The organism is Polynucleobacter sp. HIN11 (genome assembly GCF_030297675.1).
GTDB lineage: Bacteria > Pseudomonadota > Gammaproteobacteria > Burkholderiales > Burkholderiaceae > Polynucleobacter.
Genome location: NZ_AP028142.1, coordinates 939,716 through 965,781, shown reverse-complemented (window position 1 = coordinate 965,781; position 26,066 = coordinate 939,716). Strand labels below are relative to the sequence as shown.

Below are 26,066 nucleotides of genomic sequence, written 5' to 3'. Positions count from 1 at the left end.
CCTCTTGCATTTTGGTGCCCAAAAGAGGACTCGAACCTCCACAACCTTTCGATCGCCAGCACCTGAAGCTGGTGCGTCTACCAATTTCGCCATTTGGGCATATTTGCATTATAGGTTGCAGTCATCACATTGTGGTCAAATCACTCTAATGACCTTAATTGCGAAAGCCGTTCATGCGTAAATCGGATCAACCCATTACCCGCGATAGCGATCGCATGGGCACGGTTCAGGGTCACCGCGATGGCTTTGGCTTTGTGGTGCCCGATGACGGCGGTGAGGATATCTTCCTAGCCGAGCGTGAGATGGCTCGGGTCATGCATGGTGACCGGGTCTCGATTCGAGTATTGGGTACCGACCGGCGCGGCCGACCTGAGGGTCAAATTGTGGAAGTGCTGGTGCATGCCAATCGCTTGGTCATTGGACGTCTACTTAATGAGAACGGTGTTCTGATTGTGGCGCCTGAGGATAAGCGTATCGGTCACGACATCCTCATTCCACCGCGCGGGCAAGGCATGGCCAAATTGGGCCAGGTGGTGAGTGTTGAGATTATTGATTATCCCGATAGTTATCGCCAGGCTGTTGGCCGAGTTGTTGAGGTCCTGGGTGAGATTGATGACCCCGGTATGGAGATCGAGATTGCGGTTCGTAAGTATGGTGTGCCCCATACGTTCTCACCTGCTGCCCTAAAAGAAGCTGAAGCATTACCGAATGAAGTCACTCAGGAGGATCTCAAGGGCCGAGTTGATCTACGCGATATCCCACTGATTACGATTGATGGCGCCGATGCCAGAGACTTCGATGATGCGGTCTATTGCGAGCCAGTGCAGTATGGCCAAACCAAAGCCTGGCGTTTAATTGTGGCGATTGCTGACGTTGCCCATTATGTGAAGCCCGGTCATCCACTTGATAAGGATGCCTTGCTGCGGGCCACCTCGGTGTATTTCCCTCGCAGAGTGATTCCGATGCTGCCCGAGAAAATCTCGAATGGCCTTTGCTCCCTTAATCCCGAAGTCGACCGCCTGTGCATGGTTTGTGATGCGGTGGTAGATCAAAAGGGTGAGATTCTGGCGTATCAGTTTTACCAAGGCGTGATGCACTCTGCGCAACGCTTCACCTACGATACCGTCTGGGAGATATTAAGTAATACTCGTGGACCCGAAGCAGTACGCTTTGCCCAGTTTAATGATCAACTAAATCACCTCTACCAACTCTACAAAATACTATTTGCCGCCCGTGAGAAGCGAGGCGCGATTGATTTTGAGACCGTTGAGACCCAGATCATTAGTAATGAGCTCGGCAAGATCTTGCGCATTGAGCCCCGATTGCGTAATGACGCCCATCGCTTGATTGAAGAGTGTATGTTGACCGCGAACGTCTGTGCTGCTAATTTTCTGCAAAAGCATGAGCATCTCAGTCTCTTTCGAGTGCACGGCGAACCCTCGGTCGAGAAAGTGCAGACCCTCAAGCAGGTGTTGCGAACCACTGGCTTACATCTAACCGGAAGCGAGAAGCCCCACCCGAAAGATTTTGCCAAGCTCATGAAAGAGATCAAGGGCCGGCCCGATGCTAGCACCCTGCAGATGTTGATTTTGCGGTCGATGCAACAAGCCATTTACCAACCAGAGAACGAGGGCCACTTTGGTCTGTCATACCCTGCGTACGCTCACTTCACAAGCCCCATCCGGCGCTACCCCGATCTCCTGGTGCACCGCTCGATCAAAGCAATCTTGAGTAAGAAAGCCTATCATCCGCATTTGCCAGAAGATGTACCCATGAACCTCACCATGCCTCGTAAGGGGCAAGGTCGCGCCAATGCCGCTGCTGTGAAGCAGTCACAGCAGGATACTAAGGCAAAGAGTAAGCACGCAGCGAATACCAAGGGATCCAAAGAGGGTGCAGCACTAGCCGTCTGGGCCCAGTTTGGGGTGCATTGCTCTGCCAATGAGCGTCGAGCCGATGAGGCCTCACGCGATGTCGAGGCCTGGCTGAAGTGCTATTACATGCGCGACCATTTGGGGCAGGAGTACGCCGGCACGATTACCGGGGTGGCGAACTTTGGTCTCTTTGTGCAGCTCGAGAGTTTATTTGTGGAAGGCATGGTCCACGTTACAGAATTAGGCGGTGATTATTACCAATACGATGAGGCCCGCCAGGAGTTAAGGGGGGAGCGTACTGGGATTCGGTATCGAATTGGTGATCGCTTGCATGTCTTAGTAAGTCGAGTGGATCTCGATGCCCGCAAGATTGAGTTCAGCCTCGTGAAAGCCAATGGCAGCAATGAGCGCGATGGCGCACGATTTAAATCAGCGGTCTTGGCCAATGACTCAGGTCGCCCCTCTAAGAAAGCGGCCCACAAGAAAACCCGTCCTGCCGAGAAAGCGCCTAAGCGCGAAACCACAACCGCGAGTAAGAAATCAAAGGCAAAAACGGGTAAGACTGCACGTCAGCCATCGATGGGTCAGGGAACCGGTCGTAAAAGTCATAAAGGCAAACGCAAATGAAGCAGTTGCTCTTGGGATTTCATGCGGTGCAGACGCGTTTGCGGGTTGATCCCCAGAGTATTCAGTCGGTGTACTACGATCCTGCTAGACGCGATCGTCGGATGGCGGACTTCATTAAGCAAGCAGAACCCATTTTAGGGAAGCGTTTGTACACCGCTAATGCCGAGCGCTTACATAATCTTGCTGGCCATGATCGTCATCAGGGGATTGTGGCGATGGCAGAGGGCATCTCTGTAGCAAGAACCTTGCCAGAACTATTAGATAGCTTAGATGCTAAAAGTGATCCACCCTTACTCTTAGTGCTCGATGGCATTACCGATCCTCATAACTTAGGTGCCTGCCTGCGTGCAGCCGACGGTGCAGGAGTGCATGGCGTGATCGTTCCTAAAGATCGCTCGGCCAGTATCAATGCCACCGTGAGTAAGGTCGCCAGTGGCGCTGCCGAGGTAATCCCAATTATTACGGTGACCAATCTTGCAAGAACCATGCGCGAGATGCAAGAGCTTGGAATTTGGATCATTGGTACTGATGATGAGGCCCAGGAATCGATTTACGATGTTGATCTTAAGGGGCCCACTGCGATCGTCATGGGTGCAGAAGGTGAGGGTATGCGGCGCTTAACCCGCGAGACTTGCGATCAATTGGTGCATATTCCGATGCAAGGGGCGGTCGAGAGTTTGAACGTCTCCGTGGCTACTGGTGTGACACTGTATGAGGCGCGCCGCCAACGCGCACAAGCTAAATCACCGAAGAGGTGATCAACGAATTAGCAAGGCCTCGAGTTTCTCAATATCGGCACAAAAGGCCTGAATACCTTCTTGGAGTTTCTCGAAGGCCATGGTGTTTTCAGTTAAGAGGGTCTGAAACCGTGCTTGATCCAAGTTCAAGCGCTCCACATTGGCTAATTTAGCATCGCTAACTAGTAATTTTGGGCTCACTGGTTCGGTACTGGCTTGCAATTCAGCTAAGAGTTCGGGGCTAATGGTCAGTAGATCGCAACCCGCAAGCTCTAAGATCTGACTGGTATTTCGAAAGCTTGCCCCCATGATCTCGGTTTCAATCTCAAAGTGTTTGTAATAGGTATAGATGCTGCGCACCGATTGCACCCCGGGGTCGTTGGCGCCCCCGAACTGCTCGAGAGACCATTGATCGCCCAACAACTTCTTATACCAATCACTAATGCGTCCCACAAATGGGGAAATCAATCTTGCCCCAGCATCCGCACACGCAACTGCTTGCACCACCGAAAAAAGCAGAGTCATATTGCAATGAATACCTTCTTGCTCAAGCTCACGAGCCGCCATAATGCTCTCCCAGGTGCTAGCAAGTTTGATTAAAACCCGCTCGCGGGGGATGCCCATTGCCGCGTAGAGCGCCATGATCTCTTTGGCCTTCGCAATGGTGGCAGCGGTATCAAATGACAGACGTGCATCGACTTCGGTTGAGACCCGACCCGGCACAATGCGCAGTATCTCCACCCCAAACGCCACCAAGATCCGATCAATTAATTGGGCAGGGGAGGCGTTGGGATGATCACGCTGCACCGATGCAACCAAGGCTTGATACTCTGGCAGCAAGACCGCCTTGAGAATGAGCGATGGATTAGTGGTTGCATCTTGCGGAGCAAAGGCGCGCATGCGCTCAAAGTCGCCAGTATCAGCAACCACGGTGGTATAGCGTTTGAGTTGGGCTAATGTGTCCATAAGGTAATGGCATATGATAGCGAATATCCTTCTGTATCATTGCGTTTATGAACCAAGACGACCTCAAAAAACGCGTTGCCCAAGCTGCCAAAGACTATGTCATTGGGGCTATGCCCAAGGGTCAGTATTTGGGGATCGGGACTGGCTCAACCGCTAACTGGTTTATTGATCTACTTGCACCGTACCGCGATCATTTTGCGGGAGTGATCTCAAGTTCACTAGCAAGCACTGAGCGTTTGCTTAAATTGGGCTTTCATGTGGTCGACGCCAACCAATTACCTGATGCGATTGCAAAGCAATCCTACCCCATGCCAATTTATGTGGATGGTGCTGATGAAATTAATCCGCAGGGTCATATGATCAAAGGTGGTGGTGGCGCTCTAACCCGCGAGAAGATTATTGCTAGCATGGCCCAAGACTTTATCTGCATCTGCGATGAGACTAAACTCGTGCAGCAACTTGGCCACTTTCCCCTCCCGGTAGAGATTATTCCCCTTGCACAAACGGCGGTTACCAAAGCCCTTGCCCCACTTGGTGGGCAAGCTCAAATAAGACTGATCAAATCCGGTAAAGCCGAAGGTCAACCGTATCTCACCGATAACAAGGCTTGGATCTTAGATATCCATGGCTTATCCATTGAAGACCCAATCGCTCTTGAAGAATCAATCAATCTGATCCCAGGCGTGATCAGCGTAGGACTCTTTGCCAAACGCAAGGCCAATGTCCTTTTGCTTGGCAAAGCCGATCAGGTGGAGAGAATTCGGTTTACCTAGTAACTACCAAATTGGTGCCAAGCGAATCTCTTTAGGTAACTTGTGGTGCTTGACTGGGATGAAGTACAGGCGCGCAAAGCTCAGAAAGCCTAGACTGGCGTACCAACCTTGTTGGATGAGTCCAGTGATTCCGCCTTTGGCCTTTGCCTCATAAAACCGATCTGCTACACGATGCAAATAATCCATTTCTTGTCGGAATTTTGGATGATCGGTATCGAGAGTAATGGGAAACACTTGTTTTGAGATCTCAGATGTAATCCGAAATACCTCGTAATCGTATTGGGTTGGATCTAGGCTCATCGCCATCTTTAAAGCAGGGCGGGTGTGATCACGGACATACATCGTGGCATAGACCGATAACAAGAAAAAACGGATCCAATAGATATTGCCTCCTTGCAATAGGCTTGGATTGGCGCGCATGATCAGTGCAAAGGATTCGCCATGCCGAAACTCATCATTGCACCAGCGCTGAAACCAGCGAAAGATTGGATGAAAGCGTTTATCGGGGTTTTTCTCTAACTGCCGAAAGATGGTGATGTACCTTGCATAGCCAATCTTCTCTGAGAGGTAAGTGGCATACAAAATGAACTTTGGCTTGAAATAGGTATAAGGCTTATCACGCTTGAGATCACCTAGATTAACTCCTAGCCCAAAGTCTCTCAGGGAGGAATTAATAAAACCAGCATGACGCGATTCATCACGGGCCATATACGTCATCAGCTGCTTGATATCTGGATTGGTGATTTTTCCTCGGATCTCGTTATAGAGCACACAGCCCGAGAACTCAGAGGTCAGTGAGGTGACCAAGAAGTCCAAAAACTCCTTGCGTAATTCTGGGTCGAGTTTGGGCAATAACTCGTCCACTTCTTTAGCAAAATCGGCATCCCGAATAAAGTGATCCTGGTTGTTATCACCCTCATACTCTTTCATCATGATGTCCCACTCGGCACGTACCGGCTCGATATTAATTTGGTTCATATAGTCATGATCGGTGGTGTAAAAGCGGGGACTAATCATGGTGCTTGAGACTGCTTTACGAGCGGCATCTTCAAGAGTATTTATTTCGGTGATGGTGGTCATGAGGCTTTCTCTATGTGAGATTTATGGGTTGATATAGGGATGTTAATTTCCTCAGAAGTGAGGCTTTTGATCTAGATCAAAAACACAGGCGGTCTCTCAAAAAAAGTGTCAACTTTTATGGATTCGCACCGCATAATGCGACCAAGGAATGAAGCAATGAGTTTTGTACTTGATACCATACCGCCAAGCGCTTGTTTAGCTCAACATGAGCAGGAGATCCTCTTTGAGCCAGAACTGCTCAAGCGGTTTGATGTGAATGGACCTCGCTACACCTCCTATCCCAGTGCTGATCGATTTCATGAGGGCTATACTGCTAGCAATTACGATCACGCTCTGAAAGCGCTTGCAACAAAAACCGACCCGGTATCGCTTTACTTTCATATCCCGTTTTGCCCCAATATTTGCTATTACTGCGCGTGCAACAAGATCATTACGAAGGATCACTCCAAAAGCCAGCGATACATTGAGTACCTCGCGAAAGAAATGGATTTGGTCTTAGCGGCTCTTGGGGGACGCAAGCTCAGCGTCAGTCAGATGCATTGGGGTGGTGGGACACCTACTTTTTTGTCGCATCAGGAAACGCGCGAACTGATGGGCTTCATTCATGATCATTTTGAGCTCTTGCCCGATGGCGAGTATTCGATTGAGATTGATCCACGACGTGTGAAGGAGGCGGATATCGCCTTATTGGCTGCCTTGGGATTTAACCGCATTAGTCTGGGTGTGCAAGATATTGATCCCACGGTCCAAGCGGCTATTCATCGGATTCAAAGCGTGGAAGAGACCCAGGCGGTATTGGATTGGTCGCATCTGTATGGATTTAAATCGCGCAGCATTGATTTGATCTATGGTCTTCCGAAACAAAGCCGGAGTACTTTTGAGAAAACAGTTGCAGCGGTTTTGGCCATGCAACCTGATCGGATCTCTGTCTATAACTACGCCCATCTGCCGCATGCATTTAAGCCCCAACGGCGGATTTTGGAAACTGAATTACCGAGCGCTAATGAGAAATTAGCAATTCTGGCCAATACCATTTCTCAGCTCCAAAATGCGGGATATGTATTCATCGGGATGGACCACTTTGCTAAGCCGAGTGATGAGCTTGCAATTGCCCAGCGCGAAGGGCGATTGCACCGTAATTTTCAGGGCTACTCCACCCAAGCTGAGTGTGATCTGATTGCCCTTGGGGTGTCATCAATCGGCAAAGTAGCCGGTACCTATACCCAGAATCACAAAACCCTTCCTGAGTACTATGCGCAACTGGATCATGGTGTGTTACCAACCTTAAGAGGCATTACCCTGAACGATGATGATCGGATCCGTCGCGATCTCATTGGCGAGTTAATGTGCCAGTTTGAGCTGGACACGAAGGCCTTTGCCAAAAAACATGCAATCGACTTTGCGGATTACTTTGCAGTGGAGCTTGCCGAGCTCGCAAATCTAGAAGGCACCGGTTTAATCGAGAATCAGGATGGGTACTTAAGAGTGCCGATGCGGGGCCGTCTGTTGGCCCGACGCGTTGCCATGGTATTTGATCGTCACCTACGAGAGTCGCGCTCGCAGGCGAAGTACTCCAAAGTACTTTAAGAACCGTTTGCTGGCGGCACGTAGCCGCTAGCCATATCGGCGCCACCTTCAAAGAAATACTTCTCGACCTGCTTGAGAAGGTATTGGCGGGCTCGGGGATCGGCCATATTGAGGCGGTTCTCATTAATGAGCATGGTCTGGTGCTTTAGCCATCCAGCCCAAGCCTCTTTAGATACCTGATTCCAGATCTTTTTACCAAGATCGCCAGGTAGGGGAGCAAAATCTAAGCCCTCAGCTTCTTTATTAAGCTTAATGCATTGAACCATTCGTGCCATATCAACCTCGATTGAACTAATTCCTTTGATTATAGGCACTCACACCTGAGTCGGCATTGCACCTCTAAATGCGGGGGATTAAATCTTCTTGGTGAGCACCATGGATTTGCGATCCCAGTTGTAGATCTGCTTACGCTCTTCTGGAAGATCGTCAACGGTAGCGCGGACAAAGCCGCGCTTGAGGAACCAGTGCTCCGTACGAGTTGTCAAAACAAATAATTTGTTAATGCCTTCTTGCTTGGCACGTGCTTCAATGCGTTTTAATAGCCGCTCACCATCACCCGAACCCTGGGAGTTGGGGTCAACCACCAGGCAAGCAAGCTCTCCCACACCATTGGGAAACGGAAAGAGGGCGGCGCAACCAAATAAGACCTTATCGTGCTCGATGACCGAGAACCTGGCGATATCGCGCTCGATCACGTCCTGACCACGCGCAGCCAAAATGCCCTCTGCTTCGAGTGGCAGTGTGAGTTGCAAAATACCACCCACATCATCTTGCGTTGCTTCACGGAGGTTCTCGATATCGGAGGCGGCCAGCATCATGCCCACGCCATCGTGTGTGAACAATTCTTCGAGTAAAACACCATCCCGATCGCAGGGTAAGAAATGCGCACGGCTCACACCAGAGCGCACCGCGCGCATGGCCGTGTTTAAGAAGTTGCGCATATTGCTAGGTAGATCAGGGTAGAGCTGGAGATAGTGCTGTAGTTGGGCAATCGAGAGCTCAGTAACCAGATGACCTTCCTCATCTTGCAACCCGGGGAATGGGGTTAAGAACATGAGCTTATCGGCTTTCAGAGCTGCAGCAGTAGCGGCAGCCACATCTTCAAACGACAAGTTAAATGCCTGACCAGTAGGTGAGAATCCAAGTGGTGAGAGTAATACTAACTTACCGCTATTGAGGGACATCCGAATCGATTCTGAGTCGACTTTACGGACAAGCCCAGTAAGAAGGTAATCGATCCCATCAACCACACCAATCGGCATGGCCGTAATAAAGTTGCCCGAGATCACCGAGATGCGGGAGCCCGCCATGGGGGTATTGGGTAAACCGCGACTAAACGCAGCTTCAATATCCAGACGCAGTTCACCAGCCGCCTCTTTGACACACTCAAGAGCGGGAGCATCGGTAATCCGATAACTGCTCATGTGGCCCTTACCAAACTTGCTCTTGATCTTACGCAAGGAGAGCTGCTCATCGATTTGGGGGCGAATGCCATGAACCAGGACGATGCGCATACCCATGGCATGCAACATGGCAATGTCCTCAATTAGGTTCTCGAGTTGATCGAAGTCCTGGGCTAGCTCACCGGCAAAGGCAATGACAAAGGTTTTCTCACGAAAGGCGTGGATATAGGGCGCTACCTCGCGTAGCCAGCCAACGAAGGGAAAGTGAGCGGAATGGGAGGAGGATGGAAGCGCGGACATAATGCGAAAATTATAGGGTGCAAGCGCTTAGACACCAAATAAATCATGGATGCCAATCCCTACAAACCACGCTTAGGGCTAGACCATGAGCGAGTCGAGTGCGATCGTTTGGCATCCATTGCGGGATAAGCCCATCACCTTCCCAGAGAGTTTGCCGGTCTCCTCGCAGCGCGAGGTGATCGCCAAAGCCTTACTGGCAAGCCCTGTGATCATTGTGTGCGGAGAAACGGGTTCAGGCAAAACCACCCAGCTCCCCAAAATATGCCTAGCTTTGGGCCGAGGCAAAATCCATCAGGGTGGACTAATCGGTCATACGCAGCCGCGTCGTATTGCCGCCACAAGTACCGCCAAACGAATTGCCCAAGAACTGGGTACACCTTTGGGTGAAGACGTGGGCTATCAGGTGCGCTTTGCCGATCACACCAGTAGCCAAGCATCGATCAAATTAATGACCGACGGGATTTTGTTGGCGGAGACCCAGGCTGATCCTCTCCTTAAAAAGTACGACACCATCATCATTGATGAGGCCCATGAGCGCAGTCTCAATATTGATTTCTTACTTGGGTATCTTAAGCAACTGATCGCCAAGCGACCCGATCTCAAGCTCATCATTACCTCAGCGACGATCGATGCCCAACGGTTTGCCAACCACTTTGCAATCCATGGTCAAGCCGCTCCGGTGATTGAGGTGAGTGGTCGACTCTTTCCTGTGGAGCAACGTTATGCACCATTGCAAGTTGATGGTCAAAAGGAGGCTCTTGAGATCCCCGAAGCGGTTTGCAAAGCAATTGGTGATGTGTGGCGTGAGGGTGCCGCAGGGGCTGGCGATGTCCTGGTGTTTTTGCCGGGTGAGCGGGAGATTCGGGAGTGTGCTGAAGCCTTACGCAAAGACCCATTTTTACAACAGCGTTTTCATCCAGAGATCCTGAGCCTATTCGCACGGCAGGCAGTGAGTGAGCAAGAGCGCGTATTCCAAAGCGGCAATGGCCGCCGGATTGTGTTGGCAACCAATGTGGCCGAGACCTCCTTGACCGTGCCGAACATTCGGTATGTGATTGACTCAGGATTAGCGCGCGTCAAGCGTTACTCGTATCGGAATAAGGTTGAACAGCTTCAAGTGGAGCCGATCTCTCAGGCTGCAGCGAACCAACGTGCGGGTCGTTGTGGCCGTGTAGCCGACGGTATCTGCATTCGCCTCTATAGTGAAGTGGATTACCAAGCGCGCGCCGCGTATACCGACCCAGAGATCTTGCGCAGCTCACTCGCCGCCGTGATCCTACGAATGGCCGCGTTGCGCCTACCCAATATTGCTCAATTTCCATTCATTGATAAACCTTTGGGTCGAGCGATTGTCGACGGCATGCAGCTCTTAGAAGAGTTAGGTGCGATTGAGAACGCAGCCGAGCCAGATGTACAGGGTCAACACCGTGTTCAACTCAGCGCGATTGGCAAGGCTCTCGCTGAGCTACCCTTAGATCCTCGTATCGGGCGGATCTTGCTCGCTGCGCGTGAGCAGCAGGCACTCAAAGAACTCACCATCATTGCTGCAGCCATGGCCTGTCAAGATCCGCGGGAGCGGCCGCTGGAGTTTGCCAGTACAGCTGATCAAGCCCATTTGCAATTTGCTGATGAGCGTTCTGAGTTCCTATCGTTTGTGAAACTGTGGAACTGGTATCAAGAGGCTCTGAAACACAAGCAAAGTAATCGCCAGCTGGAGAATCAATGCCGCAGCCTCTTTCTCTCACCTAGGCGTCTTCGAGAATGGCGCGATGTGCATGGGCAATTGCATGTCTTGCTGGCGGAGAAGGGTTGGAAAGAGAATCAAACCCCAGCAACCTATGAGCAAATCCATACAGCTCTTCTTACTGGGCTTCTTGGCTATATTGGCAAGCGCGACGAAGATGCAAGTGATCAACGGGGCAATAAAGCCGGTGACTATCTCGGGGCTCGGGGTATTCGTTTATTCATTTGGCCCGGATCGAGCCTGGGTAAAAAAGTGGGCGCATGGTTTGTGGCGGGTGAGATTCAAGAGACCACTCGCTTATACGCGAGAACCTTGGCCAAGATCGAGCCTCAATGGATTGAGCGAGTTGCCAAACATCGTCTAGTGAAATCATTGAGCGATCCCTTTTGGGATAAGGAACGCGGCGAGGTCTTAGCCTTTGAGCGAGCCACACTGTATGGCTTACCCGTCTACCATGGTCGACGAGTAGCTTATGCGCCGCACGATGCAAGGGAGGCGCACGCCTTGTTTATTCAGAAAGCCTTAGTCGAAGGGGAGATGTTTGGTAAGGTCGACACCCCAGCTTTGGAGCGTGAGACCCAAGCGGAAGCAAAACGTCGTTACGGTAAATTATTTGCCTTCTTTTGGCACAACCGTCAAATGATTCGGGAAGTGGAGGCGCTAGAACATCGCTCACGCCGCCCTGATGTATTAGTGGACGATGAGTTGCTGTGTGCGTTCTATCGCGAACGAATTCCAGAAACGGTCTATAGTCGCAGCGGTCTCCAAGCCTGGCTTGAGGAGGATCGTGCCAAACTGGAACAAAAAGACCAGAGTCTGCGTCTCCAGAAATCAGACCTGATGCGCCACGAAGCTGCAGGTATTAGCGCTGACCGCTACCCCAAAACAATCGTCATGAATGGTGTGAGCTTGCAAACTAGCTATCACTTTGAACCGGGTAGTCCCAAAGATGGCATTACCTTGATCGTACCCATCACCGTTCTGAATCAGGTCGATGCGATTCAAGCGGAGTGGCTCGTGCCAGGCCTCTGTGTTGAGAAAGTCCAGCTACTTCTGAAGTCCTTGCCACAAAAGATTCGTCGTCATTGCATCCCATTGCCAGAGAGTGCTAAACAATTTGTTCAAGAACACTTAGACAGCAACAGTTTTGGGAAGGGGGATTTAATTGATCGGCTGATGCGCTATATCCGTGACCAGAATCCAATTGAGGTCAAGCGTACCGACTTTCGACCCGAGACCTTGCCGGTCCATTGTTTCATGAACTTCCGTTTAATCGATGAGCATGGTCGACAGCTAGAGTTAGAGCGTAACTTAAATCGCTTACGTAGCGAGTATGGTGCGATAGCGCGTGACGCCTTCCAGAGCCTTGCTGATGCCAATATAAGAACGGTACAAACGGATCAAGCACAGGCATTACCCATTCAGAAGGGTAGTTATCAGGCTTGGGATTTTGGTGAGCTAGCGCAGACCGTCACCATGACACGTGGAAACCAAACCATCCAGGGCTATCCGGCATTAGTAGATCGTAAGACAGCGGTAGAACTGGAAGTATTTGATGACCCAGCGGAGGCGAAACGAATCCACCGCCAGGGTTTATGCCGACTATATAGCCTGGTCTTAAAAGAGCATACCAAGGCTTTGCATAAACAATTACCGCATGCGCGTGACATCGGTTTACTCTTTATTCAATTAGGATCAGTCGAGGAGCTCATTGAGAACATTGGCATGATGGCGATTGAGCGTGCCATGTTGCAAAACCAATATCCCACCAACAAAGCGCAGTTTGAAGAATCACTAAAACAAGGCAAACCCCGCCTCATGCTCATTGCTGGTGAGATCGCGAAACACGTGTTAACCAGCCTGCAAGAGTATGCCGAGTTGCATAAGAAATTAATTGCTGCCAAAGCCTTATCAAGTAGCGCCTATGAAGACATGCGCTCGCAATTGCAGGGATTGATTCATGCGCAGTTTGTGAAGCAAATACCTTATGAGCATTTGGTGCACATACCACGCTACCTGAAGGCCATTGGGCTAAGGATTGAAAAACTGCGTAGTAATGCTAGCCGCGACGCTCAAAACCAGCGCGATTGGGAGTCTGTTGCAAGGCCTTGGCAGAGGATGATGCAAGAGAGTAAAAGCATGGCTGGAATGAATGATGAGCACGATGCGCGCTTGCGTGAGTTCCGGTGGCAGCTTGAGGAGTTACGGGTTGCCTTATTTGCCCAAGAACTCAAGACCCCTATGCCAATGTCGGTCAAGCGCCTCGAAAAGGTCTTAGCCAGTCTGCGCTAATAAGCCCAGAGTTCTTAGGCCTTTGGTCACTTTGGATGCGGCAAGTAGGGCCTTACAATCACGCTATGCAAATGATTCAATCCCTTTTAACCATCGCAGTGGCCTCATTTCTTTGGATTTCGGCTCCGCTTGCTGCCCCAGCCGAACCCAAACTCGCAATTGTGCTGAACTCCGGCGAGGCAACCGTGAGCCTCATCGATATGCAAACCCGCAAGGTGACCAAAACCTTTTATGTTGGCAAAGAGCCGCATCATTTGATGATGACCCCGGATGAGAAAACTCTCTTGGTCGCCAATGCGGTGGGCGATGACATTGCCTTGCTGAATCCATTAACCGGTGAGATTACTGGACGGATCCCCAAAATTATCGATCCTTATCAGATTGGCTATTCGCCTAACAATAAATGGTTTGTGGCCGCTGCCAATCGTTTAGACCGTGTTGATGTCTACGCTGCCAATGGTGCCGACTTTAAGTTGGCTAAATCAATTCCTGCAGCCAAGACCCCTAGTCACATCGCGTTTACTGCCGATAGCAAACTGGCATTTGTGACCTTGCAAGATTCGGCTGAGGTAGTGGCGATTGATTTGGATAAGCAGGTGATCGTCTGGCGGATGCGCACCGGACCGGTTCCTGCCGGCTTGTGGATGACGCCCAATGATCAGTACTTATTAGTCGGCATTACTGGGGCAGATTATGTGCAGGTGATTGATTGGCGCAACCAAAAAGAGATTAAACGTATCAAGACAGGCAACGGAGCGCATAACTTTCGGCCAATGGGTGACAAGAAGCATGTGTTTGTCACCAATCGTGTAGCGAACTCGATTAGCCTTTTGAATATGCAAACGCTTGAGAAGATCGGTGATATCACAGGACTTCCAGCAGGGCCTGACGATATGGAGTTGACGCCTGATGGTAAAACCTTATGGGTCACCCTGCGCTTCTCAAAACGAGTGGGTGTGATCGATGTGCCCTCGATGAAGCTGATTGATGTGATTCCGGTGGGGCGCTCTCCACACGGTGTCTTTTTCTATCCCCGCGCTAAGTGGGAGTAGGGTGTCTCGCATGCGCATGATTCGGTATCCACTCATCATCGCATGCATTCTCTTGAGCCAAGTCGTGTCTGCACAATCCAGTGCTTGTAAAAATACGGCTTACCTCACGTTTGATACTGGCAATATGGCGGTTGCCGAGTACATTGCCAAAGTACTCAAGCAACAGAACATTAAAGCCACTTTCTTCTTAGCCAATGAGAAAACCAAACAGGGCGGCTATTCGTTGGATGATTCATGGAAGGGCTATTGGCAAGCCAGACTTCAAGAGGGTCATCGCTTTGGTAGCCACACCTACGATCACAGCTATTGGGTCCAAGATGTTGGTGAGAGTGATGTGATGTTAAGACCCCAGTTTGGCAAAAATGCTGGCAAAGCGATTCGTTTTGATCAAGCGCAACTTTGCCAAGAAATTTCCAGAGTGAGCACCCGTTTTCAGGAGCTTACAGGTAAGCCGATTGATCTGATCTGGCGTGCGCCGGGCGGTAAGACCTCACCTCGACTAATTGCCATGGGTGAGCGGTGTGGCTATCGCCACATTGGTTGGTCCCCCAGCGGCTTTCTGGGTGATGAGTTGGACTCTAAGCGTTTTCCGAATGCAAAGTTACTAGAGCAGGCCAGTCGGGGTCTCAAGAATGGCGACATTGCCATTGCCCATTTGGGCATTTGGTCGCGAGAGGATCCATGGGCGCCTGCGGTTCTGGAGCCGCTCATTGAGAACTGGAAGAAACGCGGCTTCTGCTTCGCCTTAATCCCGAATTGACGATAATAGGGGCATGAGCCTGATTCAATCGATTCAAGACGCTTACGCCGATTTGCATACCTGGTTGTATACGCAGATGGTCGAACCTATTTTGTTCCGAGCCGGTGCGATGGCATGGGCGGAAGATCTGTTTGACGGTACCGAATGGTTTATGTTGGGCGTGATTCAGATTCTGATCATCGCCATTGTGTTTCGGACCTGGGAGCGTATCAACCCTGCTGAATCTCAGAACAATGCAAGACCGTATGTGCGGACGGATATTCTCTATACCCTGATTCACCGCCTTGGTTTATTCCATGGGGCATTCTTTATCTTGTTCTCAAGCCTGTTTTTCTACCTCTCGGGTGTCTTGCACGATTGGCGCTTTGAGCGTTTTAATGTCGAGGGCTGGATCCCCGGTGTAACCACCATCCCCATCGTTAGTTTTCTGATCTATCTGATCATTCTCGATTTCATTGATTATTGGTATCACCGCGCTTCGCATCGCTTTCATTGGTGGTGGCAGTTACACGCCTTACACCATAGCCAAACACGCATGACCGCATGGTCCGATGATCGCAATCACATCATCGATGATGTGATGCGTGCCATGGTCTTTGCTTTCTTTGCCCTGATCTTTGGTGTACCGCCTGGGCAATTTATCTTTTTGGTAGTGGTCGGACAGTTGGTGCAAAGCTGGCAACATGCCAATCTGAAGATTGATCTTGGCCCCGCAAAGTATCTATTGGTATCACCCATGTTTCATCGCTATCACCACGCGGTCGGTTATGGCCATGATGCGCCGGGTAAGCCTGGCGTATTGGGAGGTTGTAATTTTGGGGTGTTATTTCCGTGGTGGGATATGTTGTTTGGTACTGCGGTGTTTGAGAAGCGCGTTTTTCCAACGGGTGTTCGTAATCTTGAAGTATCAAATAATCTTTTGGTGCAGCAATGGCAGGGCTTCACACACTCCTTGCGATACCTGTTGAATCTACCCCGGTCAACAGAGACCAAATCCAAATCGATCAGCTAAGTAGATGAAGGAGCACGATTGTCTGAGTTAATTCGTTCACTGGGCCTCGCATTGGTTGGGACCATGCACCCAAAAATGCTGTGGTTGAGCTTTCGGCCATTTCTAATTGTGTCGATCTTCTGGGGGGTCGTGATTTGGTTGATCTGGTCGCCTGCGCTGGAGATGTTGCGTACCTTCTTAACCGCATCGATCTTTACCAGCTGGATTCAATCGGGACTTGAGTACGTTGGCTTTGATGAGGCACGCGCTTGGATTGCACCCTTGTTCTTAGTGATCCTATTAATACCAATCATTGCCATTAGCCTCTTGGTTTTTATTGCATTCTCGACCGTTCCTGCTGTAGTGGATTCGGTCGCGAAACAAAAAGCCTACGAAGGAATCATGCGAATCAAAGGTGGTAGCTTTGTTGGCAGCTTCTTTTATACCCTGTGGTCCGCACTGATTTGCTTGGCTCTGGTGATGCTGACCCTACCGGTATGGTGGATCCCCCCATTGTTTGCGATTCTGCCACCGCTCTTATGGGGCTGGTTAACGATGCGTTTGATGGCCTATGATGTTTTACTAGATCACGCAACAGCAGAAGAGCGCAATCAATTACTGGAAGAGCATCGCTGGACTCTTTTGGGAATGGGCGTGGTCGCAGGGATGATTGGTGCGGTTCCTACATTCTTTTGGGCCACCTCGGTATTGGCTTTAGTCCTCTTTCCATTTGTATCCTTTGTGGCACTGTGGATATACTCACTCATCTTTATCTTCTCCGCTCTTTGGTTTAGTCATTTTTTGCTGCATGCGCTCAAGCAATTACGTCAGAAGGAGCAATTGAACACGATTGATACCTCGGCAACCTTGATCGCTAATCCATCAAATCCAGGAGTGATTGATGGCTAAGGAGCGTCGTTTTGGCTTAATCGTTATTGGGGATGAGATTCTGTCGGGGCGTCGCAGTGATAAGCATTTGAGCAAGATGATTGAGTTACTCAGTGAGCGGGGTATGCATTTGTCATGGGCTCGTTATGTGGCGGACGACCCCAATCACATTACCCAAACCCTTAAAGAAACCTTTGCAAGTGGCGATGTGGTCTTTAGTACTGGTGGTATTGGAGCGACTCCGGATGACCATACGCGTCAGGCTGCTGCTCGCGCTCTAGGCGTTGAGCTTGCCTTGCATCCGCAAGCGAAGGAGCTCATTACAGCTCGTATCATTGCCAGCGCCGAGGGCGATCCCATCAAAGCTGATCTCAATCGCCCTGAGAACCAGCATCGCTTTAAGATGGGTGAGTTTCCAGTGGGCAGCGAGATTATTCCTAATCCGTACAACCAGATTCCGGGATTTCGGATCCGTGAGCACCATTTCTTTCCAGGATTTCCAGTAATGGCTGCGCCGATGATGGCCTGGTGTTTGGATGAACATTACCGTGATCATTTTCATCAAACGAACTGGTTAGAGCAAAGTTTCATTGTTCCTAGTGGTATCGAATCGACCTTAACCCCACTCATGGAATCCATTGAGTCTGAATTTCAAGGGATTAAAGTGTTTAGTTTGCCTTCGGTGGGTGATCCGCTTCGGGGCGGCGTATTTGCTAGACGCCACATTGAGTTGGGCGTGAAGGGTGATGCAGATATCGTGCCAATGGCCCTTGAAAAGCTCAAATCTGGCACTTCTGATCTTGGTTTTGAGGTTTTTATTCACCAATAAATCCACTTTATTGCACTTAAATAGTGCAATATTGGCTTAAATCGCAATTTATTCACCAAAGTAGTGCAAAATGTCAAAATCGTGCAATCCTGCACGAGTACAGTTCATCCTATGTATTAAATCAGAATTGGCATGGTTAAAACCATGTTGTTGAAAAACGCATTATCTATTCATTGAGGAGAGTTGCATGACCAAAACTGTCGCAGACGTAATGAAATTAGTCAAAGAAAAGGAATGTACTTTTGTGGACTTCCGCTTTGTGGATACCAAGGGAAAAGAGCAGCATGTATCGGTTCCTATCTCCGCATTCAATGAAGATAAATTTGAGAGTGGTCATGCGTTCGATGGTTCATCGATTGCTGGATGGAAGGGTATTGAGGCGTCGGACATGTTGCTCATGCCAGACCCAACCGCAGCGTATGTCGATCCCTTCTACGAAGAGCCAACCTTGGTTCTCACCTGTGATGTGATCGAGCCGTCCGATGGTAAGGGCTATGATCGCGACCCACGTTCGATTGCTAAGCGCGCTGAAGCGTATTTGAAGAGCTCCGGTTTAGGAGATACGGCTTACTTTGGTCCAGAGCCAGAGTTCTTTGTATTTGATGGCGTGCAATGGAATGTCGACATGCAAGGTTGCTTCGTAAAGATCAATTCTGAAGAGGCACCATGGTCATCGGGTGCTGATGTTGAAGGTGGTAACACGGGTCATCGTCCTGGTAAGAAGGGTGGTTATTTCCCCGTTGCACCTGTTGATACTTTCCAAGACATGCGCTCCGAGATGTGCTTGATTCTTGAGTCCTTGGGCATTCCCGTGGAAGTGCATCACCATGAAGTTGCGGGTCAAGGCCAAAATGAATTGGGTACCAAGTTCAGCACGCTCGTACAACGCGCCGATTGGACCATTTGGCAAAAGTATGTCGTCCAGAACGTAGCGCACGCCTATGGCAAGACCGCAACCTTTATGCCAAAGCCAGTGGTTGGTGATAACGGCTCAGGCATGCACGTGCATCAGTCGGTCTGGAAAAACGGTGAGAACCTTTTTGCAGGTAATGGCTACTCGGGATTGTCTGAGTTCGCGCTTTATTACATTGGCGGCATCATCAAGCACGCTCGTGCACTCAATGCGATTACCAACCCAGGTACAAACTCCTATAAGCGTTTAGTTCCAGGCTTTGAGGCCCCTGTGAAGTTGGCATACTCAGCACGTAACCGCTCGGCATCGATTCGTATTCCATACGTTGCTAATCCAAAAGGTCGCCGGATTGAGACCCGTTTCCCTGATCCATTAGCAAATCCATACTTGGCATTCTCTGCCTTGTTGATGGCAGGCCTGGACGGTGTACAGAACAAGATTCATCCAGGTGAAGCAGCTGATAAGAACCTCTATGATTTGCCACCTGAAGAAGATGCCAAGATCCCAACCGTGTGCCATAGCTTGGATCAAGCTCTGGAGTGCTTGGATAAGGATCGCGAGTTCTTGACTCGTGGTGGCGTGTTCACAAATTCGATGCTCGATGCTTACATTGATCTGAAGATGGAAGAGGTCACCCGCTTCAGAATGACCACGCATCCGATCGAGTTTGATATGTATTACTCGCTGTAATTATTTGATTGGTTGCGCGCGCTATGTTGCGTAATCCATTAAGTAAAGGGGCGGTTACTGGTTCGCCAGTCGCTGCCCCTTTTGTTTCCAGCATGCTCGACCAAATGCCAAACTCGGTATTGGTGTTTGTGGGCGCCACAAAAGATTTAGCCTATGCCAACGCTGCTGCCGAAGCATCCTTGGATTTATCCCGCAAGAGCTTACAAGGCTTAACCCTGTATGACCTCTTTGGCGATAACCAATCCTTAAATCACATGATTGATGAGGTCTTTGCAGGCCGCGCTGCGGCTCAGCGCCAAGAGTTAGTGTTGTACTCGGTTCCTGGAAAAATCTATCGTGAGCCACTTGCAGTGCATGTGGTGATTGCAATGTTAGAAGATCCAACGCTCATGATGATGGAGTGGTTCCCGATCGATCAACAATTACGTAGTGAGCGTGACGAGCGCGTCTCGCATCAAGTTGAAGCCAATAAACAACTCATGCGTAATCTTGCGCACGAGATCAAAAATCCCCTCGGTGGTATTCGAGGAGCTGCTCAATTACTGGAGTTTGAGTTACCCGAGAAGGGTCTACGCGAGTACACCCAGGTCATTATTAAAGAGTCAGATCGCCTGCAAACCCTCGTGGATCGTTTACTAGCGCCGCATCGCAAAGCCCATGCGATGGAGCCGCTTAATATTCATGAGGTTTTGGAGCGCATTCGTAGCCTGGTATTAGCTGAGTTCCCCCAAGGCTTGAAGATTATTCGGAACTACGACACCAGCTTGCCCGATATATTAGGCGATCAGGAGCAGCTGATTCAAGCGGTCCTCAATATTGTGCACAACGCTGCGCAAGCCTTGGCTGATGAAATTCGCCGTGGGACCGCCCAGATTGAATTACGAACCCGCGTCGCACGCTCGGTAACGATTGCGAAGCAACGTCATAAATTAGCCTTGGATCTGCATGTGATTGATAACGGTCCTGGTATCCCCGATGAGATTCGGGAGCGGATCTTTTTTCCCTTAGTCTCGGGACGCGAGGGCGGGAGTGGTCTTGGTTTAACCCTTGCGCAAACCTTTGTGCAGCAGCATCAGGGCTTTATTGCCTGCGAGAGCCGTCCAGGCTATACAGATTTTCATATACAGATTCCTTATCGGAAGCAGGAGATAGCGGCATGAGCAAACCAATCTGGATCGTGGATGACGATCAATCCATTCGCTGGGTTCTCGAGAAGGCACTAAGTCGCGAGAAGATACCGCATCGTAGCTTCAGCAATCCCAATGACGTGCTCAATGCCCTTGAAAAAGAATCCCCAGAGGTATTAATCTCCGATATCCGTATGCCTCGTGGCAATGGCATTGATTTGTTACAGCATGTGAAGGCGAGCCACCCGCATTTGCCAGTCATCATTATGACTGCCTATTCAGACCTCGAGTCAGCGGTTTCATCGTTTCAGAGTGGGGCGTTTGAGTATCTCACCAAACCATTTGATATCGATAAGGCCGTGGAGTTGATTCATCGTGCGGTTAGTGAAGGCAAACGCTCACCAGGACCCAATAAAGAATCCAATGCATGGCTTCAAGAGGCCCCAGAGATCATTGGTCAAGCGCCAGCTATGCAAGAGGTCTTTCGAGCCATCGGACGTTTATCCCAATCGCAAGTCACGGTGCTGATTACAGGTGAGTCTGGAACGGGTAAAGAGTTGGTGGCGCATGCACTACATAAACACAGCCCACGGGCCAAGGGACCATTTATCGCCTTGAACACCGCAGCTATTCCCAAAGACCTACTTGAGTCCGAGTTATTTGGCCATGAGCGTGGCGCATTTACCGGTGCGCAAGCACTGCGGCGTGGACGTTTTGAGCAGGCTGAGGGCGGCACACTCTTCTTAGATGAGATCGGTGATATGCCATTTGATTTGCAAACTCGGCTCTTAAGGGTGTTATCCGATGGTCATTACTACCGCGTGGGTGGGCATGATCCGATTCGGGCGAACGTGCGCATTATTGCTGCGACCCATCAGAACCTAGAGGCAAGAGTGGCGCAAGGATTATTCCGGGAAGATCTATTGCATCGCTTAAATGTGATTCGGATCCGTTTGCCCGCTTTACGTGAGCGCTCGGAAGACATTCCTGCACTTGCACGGCACTTCATGATCTCCAGTGCGAAGTCTTTAGGGGTTGAGGCAAAGCGCCTATCGGATGAGGCCATTAAGGCGATTAGCCAAATGTCCTTTCCCGGAAACGTGCGTCAACTCGAGAACCTTTGCCACTGGATGACCGTGATGTCACCCTCCACCATTGTTGGGGTTCATGATCTCCCCGAGGATTTACTGCAATCGGCCAATCCTCCTGCTACAAGCGCAAGTTCATCGGTAGCCGCCTCTATACAAAGTTTAGAAGCCAGCATTAGTCAACGGGGCGGGGATTGGGAGAGTAACTTACATCGCTTGGCGGTCAAGATGCTGCAAGAGAACCAAGACGAGGTATTTGATTCTCTCTTAGCTAAGTTTGAGCGCTCGGTCTTAAGTGCGGCGCTTGAGGTCACGCGCGGCCGTAAGGTAGAGGCAGCAACCCGCTTAGGAATTGGACGCAATACAATCACACGCAAACTGCAAGAGTTGCAGATCGAAGCCTAAGTCAACATCACTGGCCTTTACAATCCAGTGATGTCTACCCATTCAAGTATTCGTTTAGCCGCTTGGAACGTGAATTCCATCAAGGTTCGTTTGCCGCATGTGATTCAGTGGTTAGAGGGCCAGGAAAAAGCGCAACGTCCAATCGATGCCCTGTGCCTCCAAGAACTCAAACTCACTGATGATAAGTATCCTCATCAAGAGTTAGAGCAGGCCGGCTACTTGAGTCTCACCAATGGCCAAAAAACCTATAACGGTGTCGCGATTGTGGTGCGCAAGGCCGCGCTCAGTGCAATCAGTTCCGATCCCCAAACTACCTTTCTAAAGGTCACCAAGAACATCCCAAACTTCGCTGATGAGCAGCAAAGGATTGTTGCCGCCACGATTTCATTTAAAGAAGCACAACCCATCCGCATCATCAGTGCCTATATGCCCAATGGGCAAGACCCGGCGAGCGATAAATTTCAGTACAAATTGGCTTGGTTACAAGCCTTGCAAATCTGGCTGCGTGATGAACTAGCAACCTATCCCAGCTTAGCTCTGCTGGGCGACTTCAACATTGCGCCGGAGGACCAGGATGTGCATGACCCCAAAGCTTGGGAAGGGCAAAACCTAGTTTCTCCGCAAGAGCGGGAGCAATTTCAGAGACTCATTCAATTGGGATTGCACGACTCTTTCAGACTCTTTGAGCAAGCCCCAAAATCCTATAGCTGGTGGGACTATCGCATGATGGCATTTCGTCGTAACGCGGGATTGCGTATTGATCACATACTACTTAGCAACGCTCTTCAAGAAAAATGCATGGCCAGTACGATTGATAAAACCCCCAGGAGCTGGGAGCAGCCTTCGGATCACGCTCCGGTGATTGTGGAGATTGCTAAATAAGTTAATGTGCAGTCACTAAGCCACCGTGACGCAATAGCGCATCAATTTGCGGCGGGCGCCCCCGAAACGCCGCAAATGACTCAGCAGCCGGGCGACTACCGCCTACCTCCAAAATCTCTTGGCGATACCGAACACCCGTCTCTGGATCCAAGACCGTGCCCTTAATCTTGGCCGCTTCCTCAAATGCAGCATACACATCTGCCGATAAAACCTCAGCCCATTTATAGCTGTAATAGCCTGCGGCATAACCGCCCGCAAAGATATGACTAAAGGTATTGGGCCAGCGTGAGATCGATGCTTGTGGGATCACGTGGTATTCGTTATTGATCGATCGGGCCAGGTCTAAGACCGCCTGACCTTGTGCGGTATTTGCATCAAAGCGCGAATGCAAACGCCAATCAGTTAAGGAAAACACTAGCTGACGCATGGTGGTTAAGCCATTTTGGAAGTTCTTGGCAGCCAGCATTTTGTCAAATAAGGATCGGGGTAAAGGCTCGCCCGTATCAATATGAGCGGTCATGCCTTGTAACACTTCCCACTCCCAGCAGAAGTTCTCCATAAACTGGCTGGGTAACTCAACTGCATCCCATTCAACTCCATTAATACCAGAGACACCCAATGCGCCCACTTGCGTGAGAAGGTGGTGAAGACCATGACCGCTCTCATGAAAGAGGGTAATGACATCATCGTGAGTAATTGTTGGTTGGCGCAATTGACCATCAACCTCAACGGGTGCAGCAAAATTACAAACCAGATACGCAACTGGTGCCTGCACCTCGCCATTACTAAAAACACGACGGCCACGCGCATCATCCATCCATGCACCACCGCGTTTGCCTGGACGCGCATAGGGATCTAGGTAAAAGTAAGCAATGGGTTGCTGCTGACCATTTAGGATCTCAAACGATTGAACGCTAGGATGCCATGTGGGCAGCGATGCAGGGCGGATACTCACTGAGAATAGGGTCTGGATTACCTTAAACAATCCCTCTAAAACCTTTGGAAGAGGGAAGTACTGTTTGAGTTCATTCTCAGAGAACGCATAACGAGCTTGCTTGAGCCTCTCGGATACAAATGCCATATCCCATGGCTCAATTTCTTGAAGGCCTAGGGACTTCATTCCAAACTCTTGCAGCTCTAACCAATCCTTTTGTGCAAATGGCTTGGCGCGTTGGGCAAAGTCACTTAAAAAAGTATCGACCTCAGCCACATCTCGTGCCATCTTGGGAGCTAAGCTGAGTGCCGCATAGTTTGCAAACCCAAGCATTCTTGCTTCTTCATCCCGCAGACGTAATTGATCAATCATGTTTTGGGTGTTATCCCATTCCAGTTGACCACGACCATATTGCGCAGCTAGCTCGGAGGCGCGTGTGACGTATGCCTCATACATGAGACGCCGCAGTGAGCGATTCTCAGCATACTGTTGCACAGGATAATAGGATGGAAAGTGCAGAGTAAATGCCCAACCTTCCAAGCCCTTTTGTTTGGCAGTATCAGCCGCTGCCGCAATCACATCCTCAGGCAATCCAGCCAGATCGTCAATCGAGGTCACCACATGCACAAAGACGTCGGTGGCATCGAGCACGTGATCTGAAAAAGCTTTAGCCAAAACCGCCTGCTCATCCTGGATCTGGGCAAAGCGGGGCTTATCAGTATCGGGTAGCTCCGCACCTCCCAAACGAAAGTCACGCAAGGAGTTCTCAATCACTTTCTTTTGATCAACACTTAGAGCTTCAAATGAAGAGCTATTCCTTAACTCTTTATAGCGCTGGTAGAGGGCTAAGTTTTGCCCAAGACTGGCAAAGAAGGCGGTAACTTTGGGTAACATCGCACCATAAGCTGCACGAAGTTCTGGAGTATCAGCGACTGCATTGAGGTGCGATACCACCCCCCATGAACGACCCAATTGCTCGGTGGCATCCTCAAGTGGTTCGACTAAATCAAGCCACGTTGCCGGTGTTTTTGGATCGACCGCCAGAGTAACCGCACTCTCGCAAATACCTAGCAAGTGCTCAATGGCTGGAGCAATTTGCTCAGGACGCACGGCATCGTACTGCGCAATGCCGCGACCAAAGGATAAAAGGGGATTTCGGGAATCGAGGGAGGAGGGATTGATTGGAGCATTCATAGGGATAGCTTACCCGAATGCAGAAAAACCGGTATTCCCCTCAACAACAACTAGCTAAGCTTACTCACTGGCTTGGTACTACGCTCAACCGCCTCTAAGGTATTCATGAGGAGCATGGTGATGGTCATGGGACCAACGCCGCCTGGTACGGGGGTAATCCAACCTGCCACATACTTGGCCGTATCAAAATCCACATCGCCACAGAGCTTGCCATCTGGTAGGCGATTAATACCCACGTCAATGACAACCGACCCTGGCTTGATCATATTGCCAGTAATCATCTTGGGTTTGCCAGTTGCAACCACGAGGATATCCGCCTCTTTAGTGTGAGCTGTGAGATCTTTGGTCTTGCTATTGCAAATCGTGACCGTGGCGCCCGCTTGAAGTAAAAGCATTGCCATGGGCTTGCCCACAATATTGGATGCCCCAATCACAACCGCACGCGCACCACGCAGTGGGTACTCAATGCTCTCGAGCATCTTCATGCAGCCATAAGGAGTGCAGGGCTTAAAGAGTGGGGCGCCGACCATGAGGGCGCCAGCATTAGCCACATGAAATCCATCAACATCCTTCTCGGAAGCAATCGCCTCCAAGACGCGATCAGCAGCGATATGTTTAGGCAAGGGTAATTGCACCAAGATCCCATGAATACTCGGATCTGCATTAAGAGTCGCAATGCGCGCTAGGAGCTGGGCTTCATCAAGCTCCGCAGGGTAGCGTTCCAAGACCGAATGAAATCCCACATCCTCACAGGCTTTCACTTTATTGCGTACATATACCTGGCTCGCAGGATCATCTCCCACCACAATCACGGCCAATCCGGGCCGCACACCTTTAGCGGTCAGGATGGCAGAGCGGGTTGCAATCTCAGCCCGAAGTTTTTTCGAGAGAAGATTACCGTCAATCAGTTGGGCTGGCATCGCGCTTACT

At 50.2% G+C, this 26,066-nt stretch carries 20 protein-coding genes and 1 tRNA gene; 14 read left to right on the top strand and 7 right to left on the bottom strand.

The features are described 5' to 3' along the window. Nucleotides 1-12: 12 nt before the first annotated feature. Nucleotides 13-99, bottom strand: a tRNA-Leu gene (locus QUE60_RS05090). Between the two features lie 74 nt (nt 100-173). Between QUE60_RS05090 and rnr the strand changes: the two genes are divergently transcribed. Together rnr and rlmB are read left to right on the top strand one after the other, a co-directional pair. Next, a complete protein-coding gene (rnr, locus tag QUE60_RS05085) occupies nt 174-2,501 on the top strand; it encodes a ribonuclease R (RefSeq protein ID WP_286226274.1) in 2,328 nt (775 codons plus the stop codon). Then, nucleotides 2,498-3,259, top strand: a complete 762-nt coding sequence (gene rlmB / locus QUE60_RS05080) for a 23S rRNA (guanosine(2251)-2'-O)-methyltransferase RlmB (RefSeq protein WP_286226273.1) — start codon at nt 2,498-2,500, stop codon at nt 3,257-3,259. The genes rnr and rlmB overlap by 4 nt, the downstream gene beginning before the upstream one ends. Here the strand turns inward: rlmB and tal are convergent, their stop codons facing one another. Then, a complete protein-coding gene (gene tal, locus QUE60_RS05075; protein WP_286226272.1) occupies nt 3,260-4,204 on the bottom strand; it encodes a transaldolase in 945 nt (314 codons plus the stop codon). It abuts the gene before it with no gap. 47 nt (nt 4,205-4,251) lie between these two features. On the opposite strand from tal, the gene rpiA reads away from it, so the two are divergent. Beyond that, nucleotides 4,252-4,977, top strand: a complete 726-nt coding sequence (gene rpiA / locus QUE60_RS05070) for a ribose-5-phosphate isomerase RpiA (protein ID WP_286226271.1) — start codon at nt 4,252-4,254, stop codon at nt 4,975-4,977. 3 nt (nt 4,978-4,980) lie between these two features. Here the strand turns inward: rpiA and acsF are convergent, their stop codons facing one another. Continuing rightward, the gene (gene acsF / locus QUE60_RS05065) at nt 4,981-6,057 is read right to left on the bottom strand and encodes a magnesium-protoporphyrin IX monomethyl ester (oxidative) cyclase (RefSeq protein ID WP_286226270.1); all 1,077 of its coding nucleotides are present in this window, start codon (nt 6,055-6,057) and stop codon (nt 4,981-4,983) included. Nucleotides 6,058-6,213: 156 nt separating this feature from the next. Here acsF and hemN point away from each other — a divergent pair, with 156 nt between their 5' ends. After that, nucleotides 6,214-7,644 (top strand): oxygen-independent coproporphyrinogen III oxidase, encoded by a 1,431-nt coding sequence (hemN, locus tag QUE60_RS05060; RefSeq protein WP_286226269.1) that lies wholly within the window; start codon nt 6,214-6,216, stop codon nt 7,642-7,644. On the opposite strand, the gene QUE60_RS05055 is transcribed toward hemN, so the two are convergent. Continuing rightward, nucleotides 7,641-7,919: an oxidative damage protection protein gene (locus tag QUE60_RS05055; protein WP_286223046.1), complete on the bottom strand. Its 279-nt coding sequence runs from the start codon at nt 7,917-7,919 to the stop codon at nt 7,641-7,643. The genes hemN and QUE60_RS05055 overlap by 4 nt on opposite strands. 78 nt (nt 7,920-7,997) lie before the next feature. Then, nucleotides 7,998-9,347 carry an amino-acid N-acetyltransferase gene (gene argA, locus QUE60_RS05050; RefSeq protein ID WP_286224865.1) on the bottom strand — a complete coding sequence of 450 codons (1,350 nt, stop codon included), beginning with the start codon at nt 9,345-9,347 and terminating at the stop codon, nt 7,998-8,000. Between the two features lie 85 nt (nt 9,348-9,432). Here argA and hrpA point away from each other — a divergent pair, with 85 nt between their 5' ends. From hrpA to xth, 10 genes are all read left to right on the top strand, one after another. Continuing rightward, entirely contained in the window at nt 9,433-13,383 is a 3,951-nt protein-coding gene (gene hrpA / locus QUE60_RS05045) for an ATP-dependent RNA helicase HrpA (RefSeq protein ID WP_286226268.1), read from the top strand. Between the two features lie 71 nt (nt 13,384-13,454). After that, a complete protein-coding gene (locus QUE60_RS05040) occupies nt 13,455-14,435 on the top strand; it encodes a YVTN family beta-propeller repeat protein (protein ID WP_286227487.1) in 981 nt (326 codons plus the stop codon). A gap of 10 nt (nt 14,436-14,445) precedes the next feature. Next, nucleotides 14,446-15,195 carry a polysaccharide deacetylase family protein gene (locus QUE60_RS05035; protein WP_286226267.1) on the top strand — a complete coding sequence of 250 codons (750 nt, stop codon included), beginning with the start codon at nt 14,446-14,448 and terminating at the stop codon, nt 15,193-15,195. 19 nt (nt 15,196-15,214) lie between these two features. After that, nucleotides 15,215-16,207, top strand: a complete 993-nt coding sequence (locus QUE60_RS05030) for a sterol desaturase family protein (protein WP_458574804.1) — start codon at nt 15,215-15,217, stop codon at nt 16,205-16,207. 18 nt (nt 16,208-16,225) lie between these two features. Beyond that, complete coding sequence (locus tag QUE60_RS05025; protein ID WP_286226265.1) at nt 16,226-17,095, top strand: EI24 domain-containing protein; 870 nt, start codon at nt 16,226-16,228, stop codon at nt 17,093-17,095. Next, nucleotides 17,088-17,903 (top strand): competence/damage-inducible protein A, encoded by an 816-nt coding sequence (locus tag QUE60_RS05020; protein WP_286226264.1) that lies wholly within the window; start codon nt 17,088-17,090, stop codon nt 17,901-17,903. The genes QUE60_RS05025 and QUE60_RS05020 overlap by 8 nt, the downstream gene beginning before the upstream one ends. A 187-nt stretch (nt 17,904-18,090) precedes the next feature. Further along, on the top strand, nt 18,091-19,506 hold the full coding sequence (gene glnA, locus QUE60_RS05015; protein WP_286226263.1) for a type I glutamate--ammonia ligase: 1,416 nt from the start codon (nt 18,091-18,093) through the stop codon (nt 19,504-19,506). A 23-nt stretch (nt 19,507-19,529) separates the two neighbouring features. Further along, the gene (gene glnL, locus QUE60_RS05010; RefSeq protein WP_286224858.1) at nt 19,530-20,666 is read left to right on the top strand and encodes a nitrogen regulation protein NR(II); all 1,137 of its coding nucleotides are present in this window, start codon (nt 19,530-19,532) and stop codon (nt 20,664-20,666) included. Further along, nucleotides 20,663-22,126 (top strand): nitrogen regulation protein NR(I), encoded by a 1,464-nt coding sequence (gene ntrC / locus QUE60_RS05005; protein ID WP_286226262.1) that lies wholly within the window; start codon nt 20,663-20,665, stop codon nt 22,124-22,126. The genes glnL and ntrC overlap by 4 nt, the downstream gene beginning before the upstream one ends. Before the next feature lie 30 nt (nt 22,127-22,156). Continuing rightward, a complete protein-coding gene (gene xth, locus QUE60_RS05000) occupies nt 22,157-23,008 on the top strand; it encodes an exodeoxyribonuclease III (RefSeq protein ID WP_286226261.1) in 852 nt (283 codons plus the stop codon). Between the two features lies 1 nt (nt 23,009). Here the strand turns inward: xth and QUE60_RS04995 are convergent, their stop codons facing one another. Together QUE60_RS04995 and folD are read right to left on the bottom strand one after the other, a co-directional pair. After that, entirely contained in the window at nt 23,010-25,136 is a 2,127-nt protein-coding gene (locus QUE60_RS04995) for a M3 family metallopeptidase (protein ID WP_286226260.1), read from the bottom strand. A gap of 50 nt (nt 25,137-25,186) precedes the next feature. After that, nucleotides 25,187-26,056: a bifunctional methylenetetrahydrofolate dehydrogenase/methenyltetrahydrofolate cyclohydrolase FolD gene (folD, locus tag QUE60_RS04990; protein ID WP_286224852.1), complete on the bottom strand. Its 870-nt coding sequence runs from the start codon at nt 26,054-26,056 to the stop codon at nt 25,187-25,189. Between the last annotated feature and the right edge of the window lie 10 nt (nt 26,057-26,066).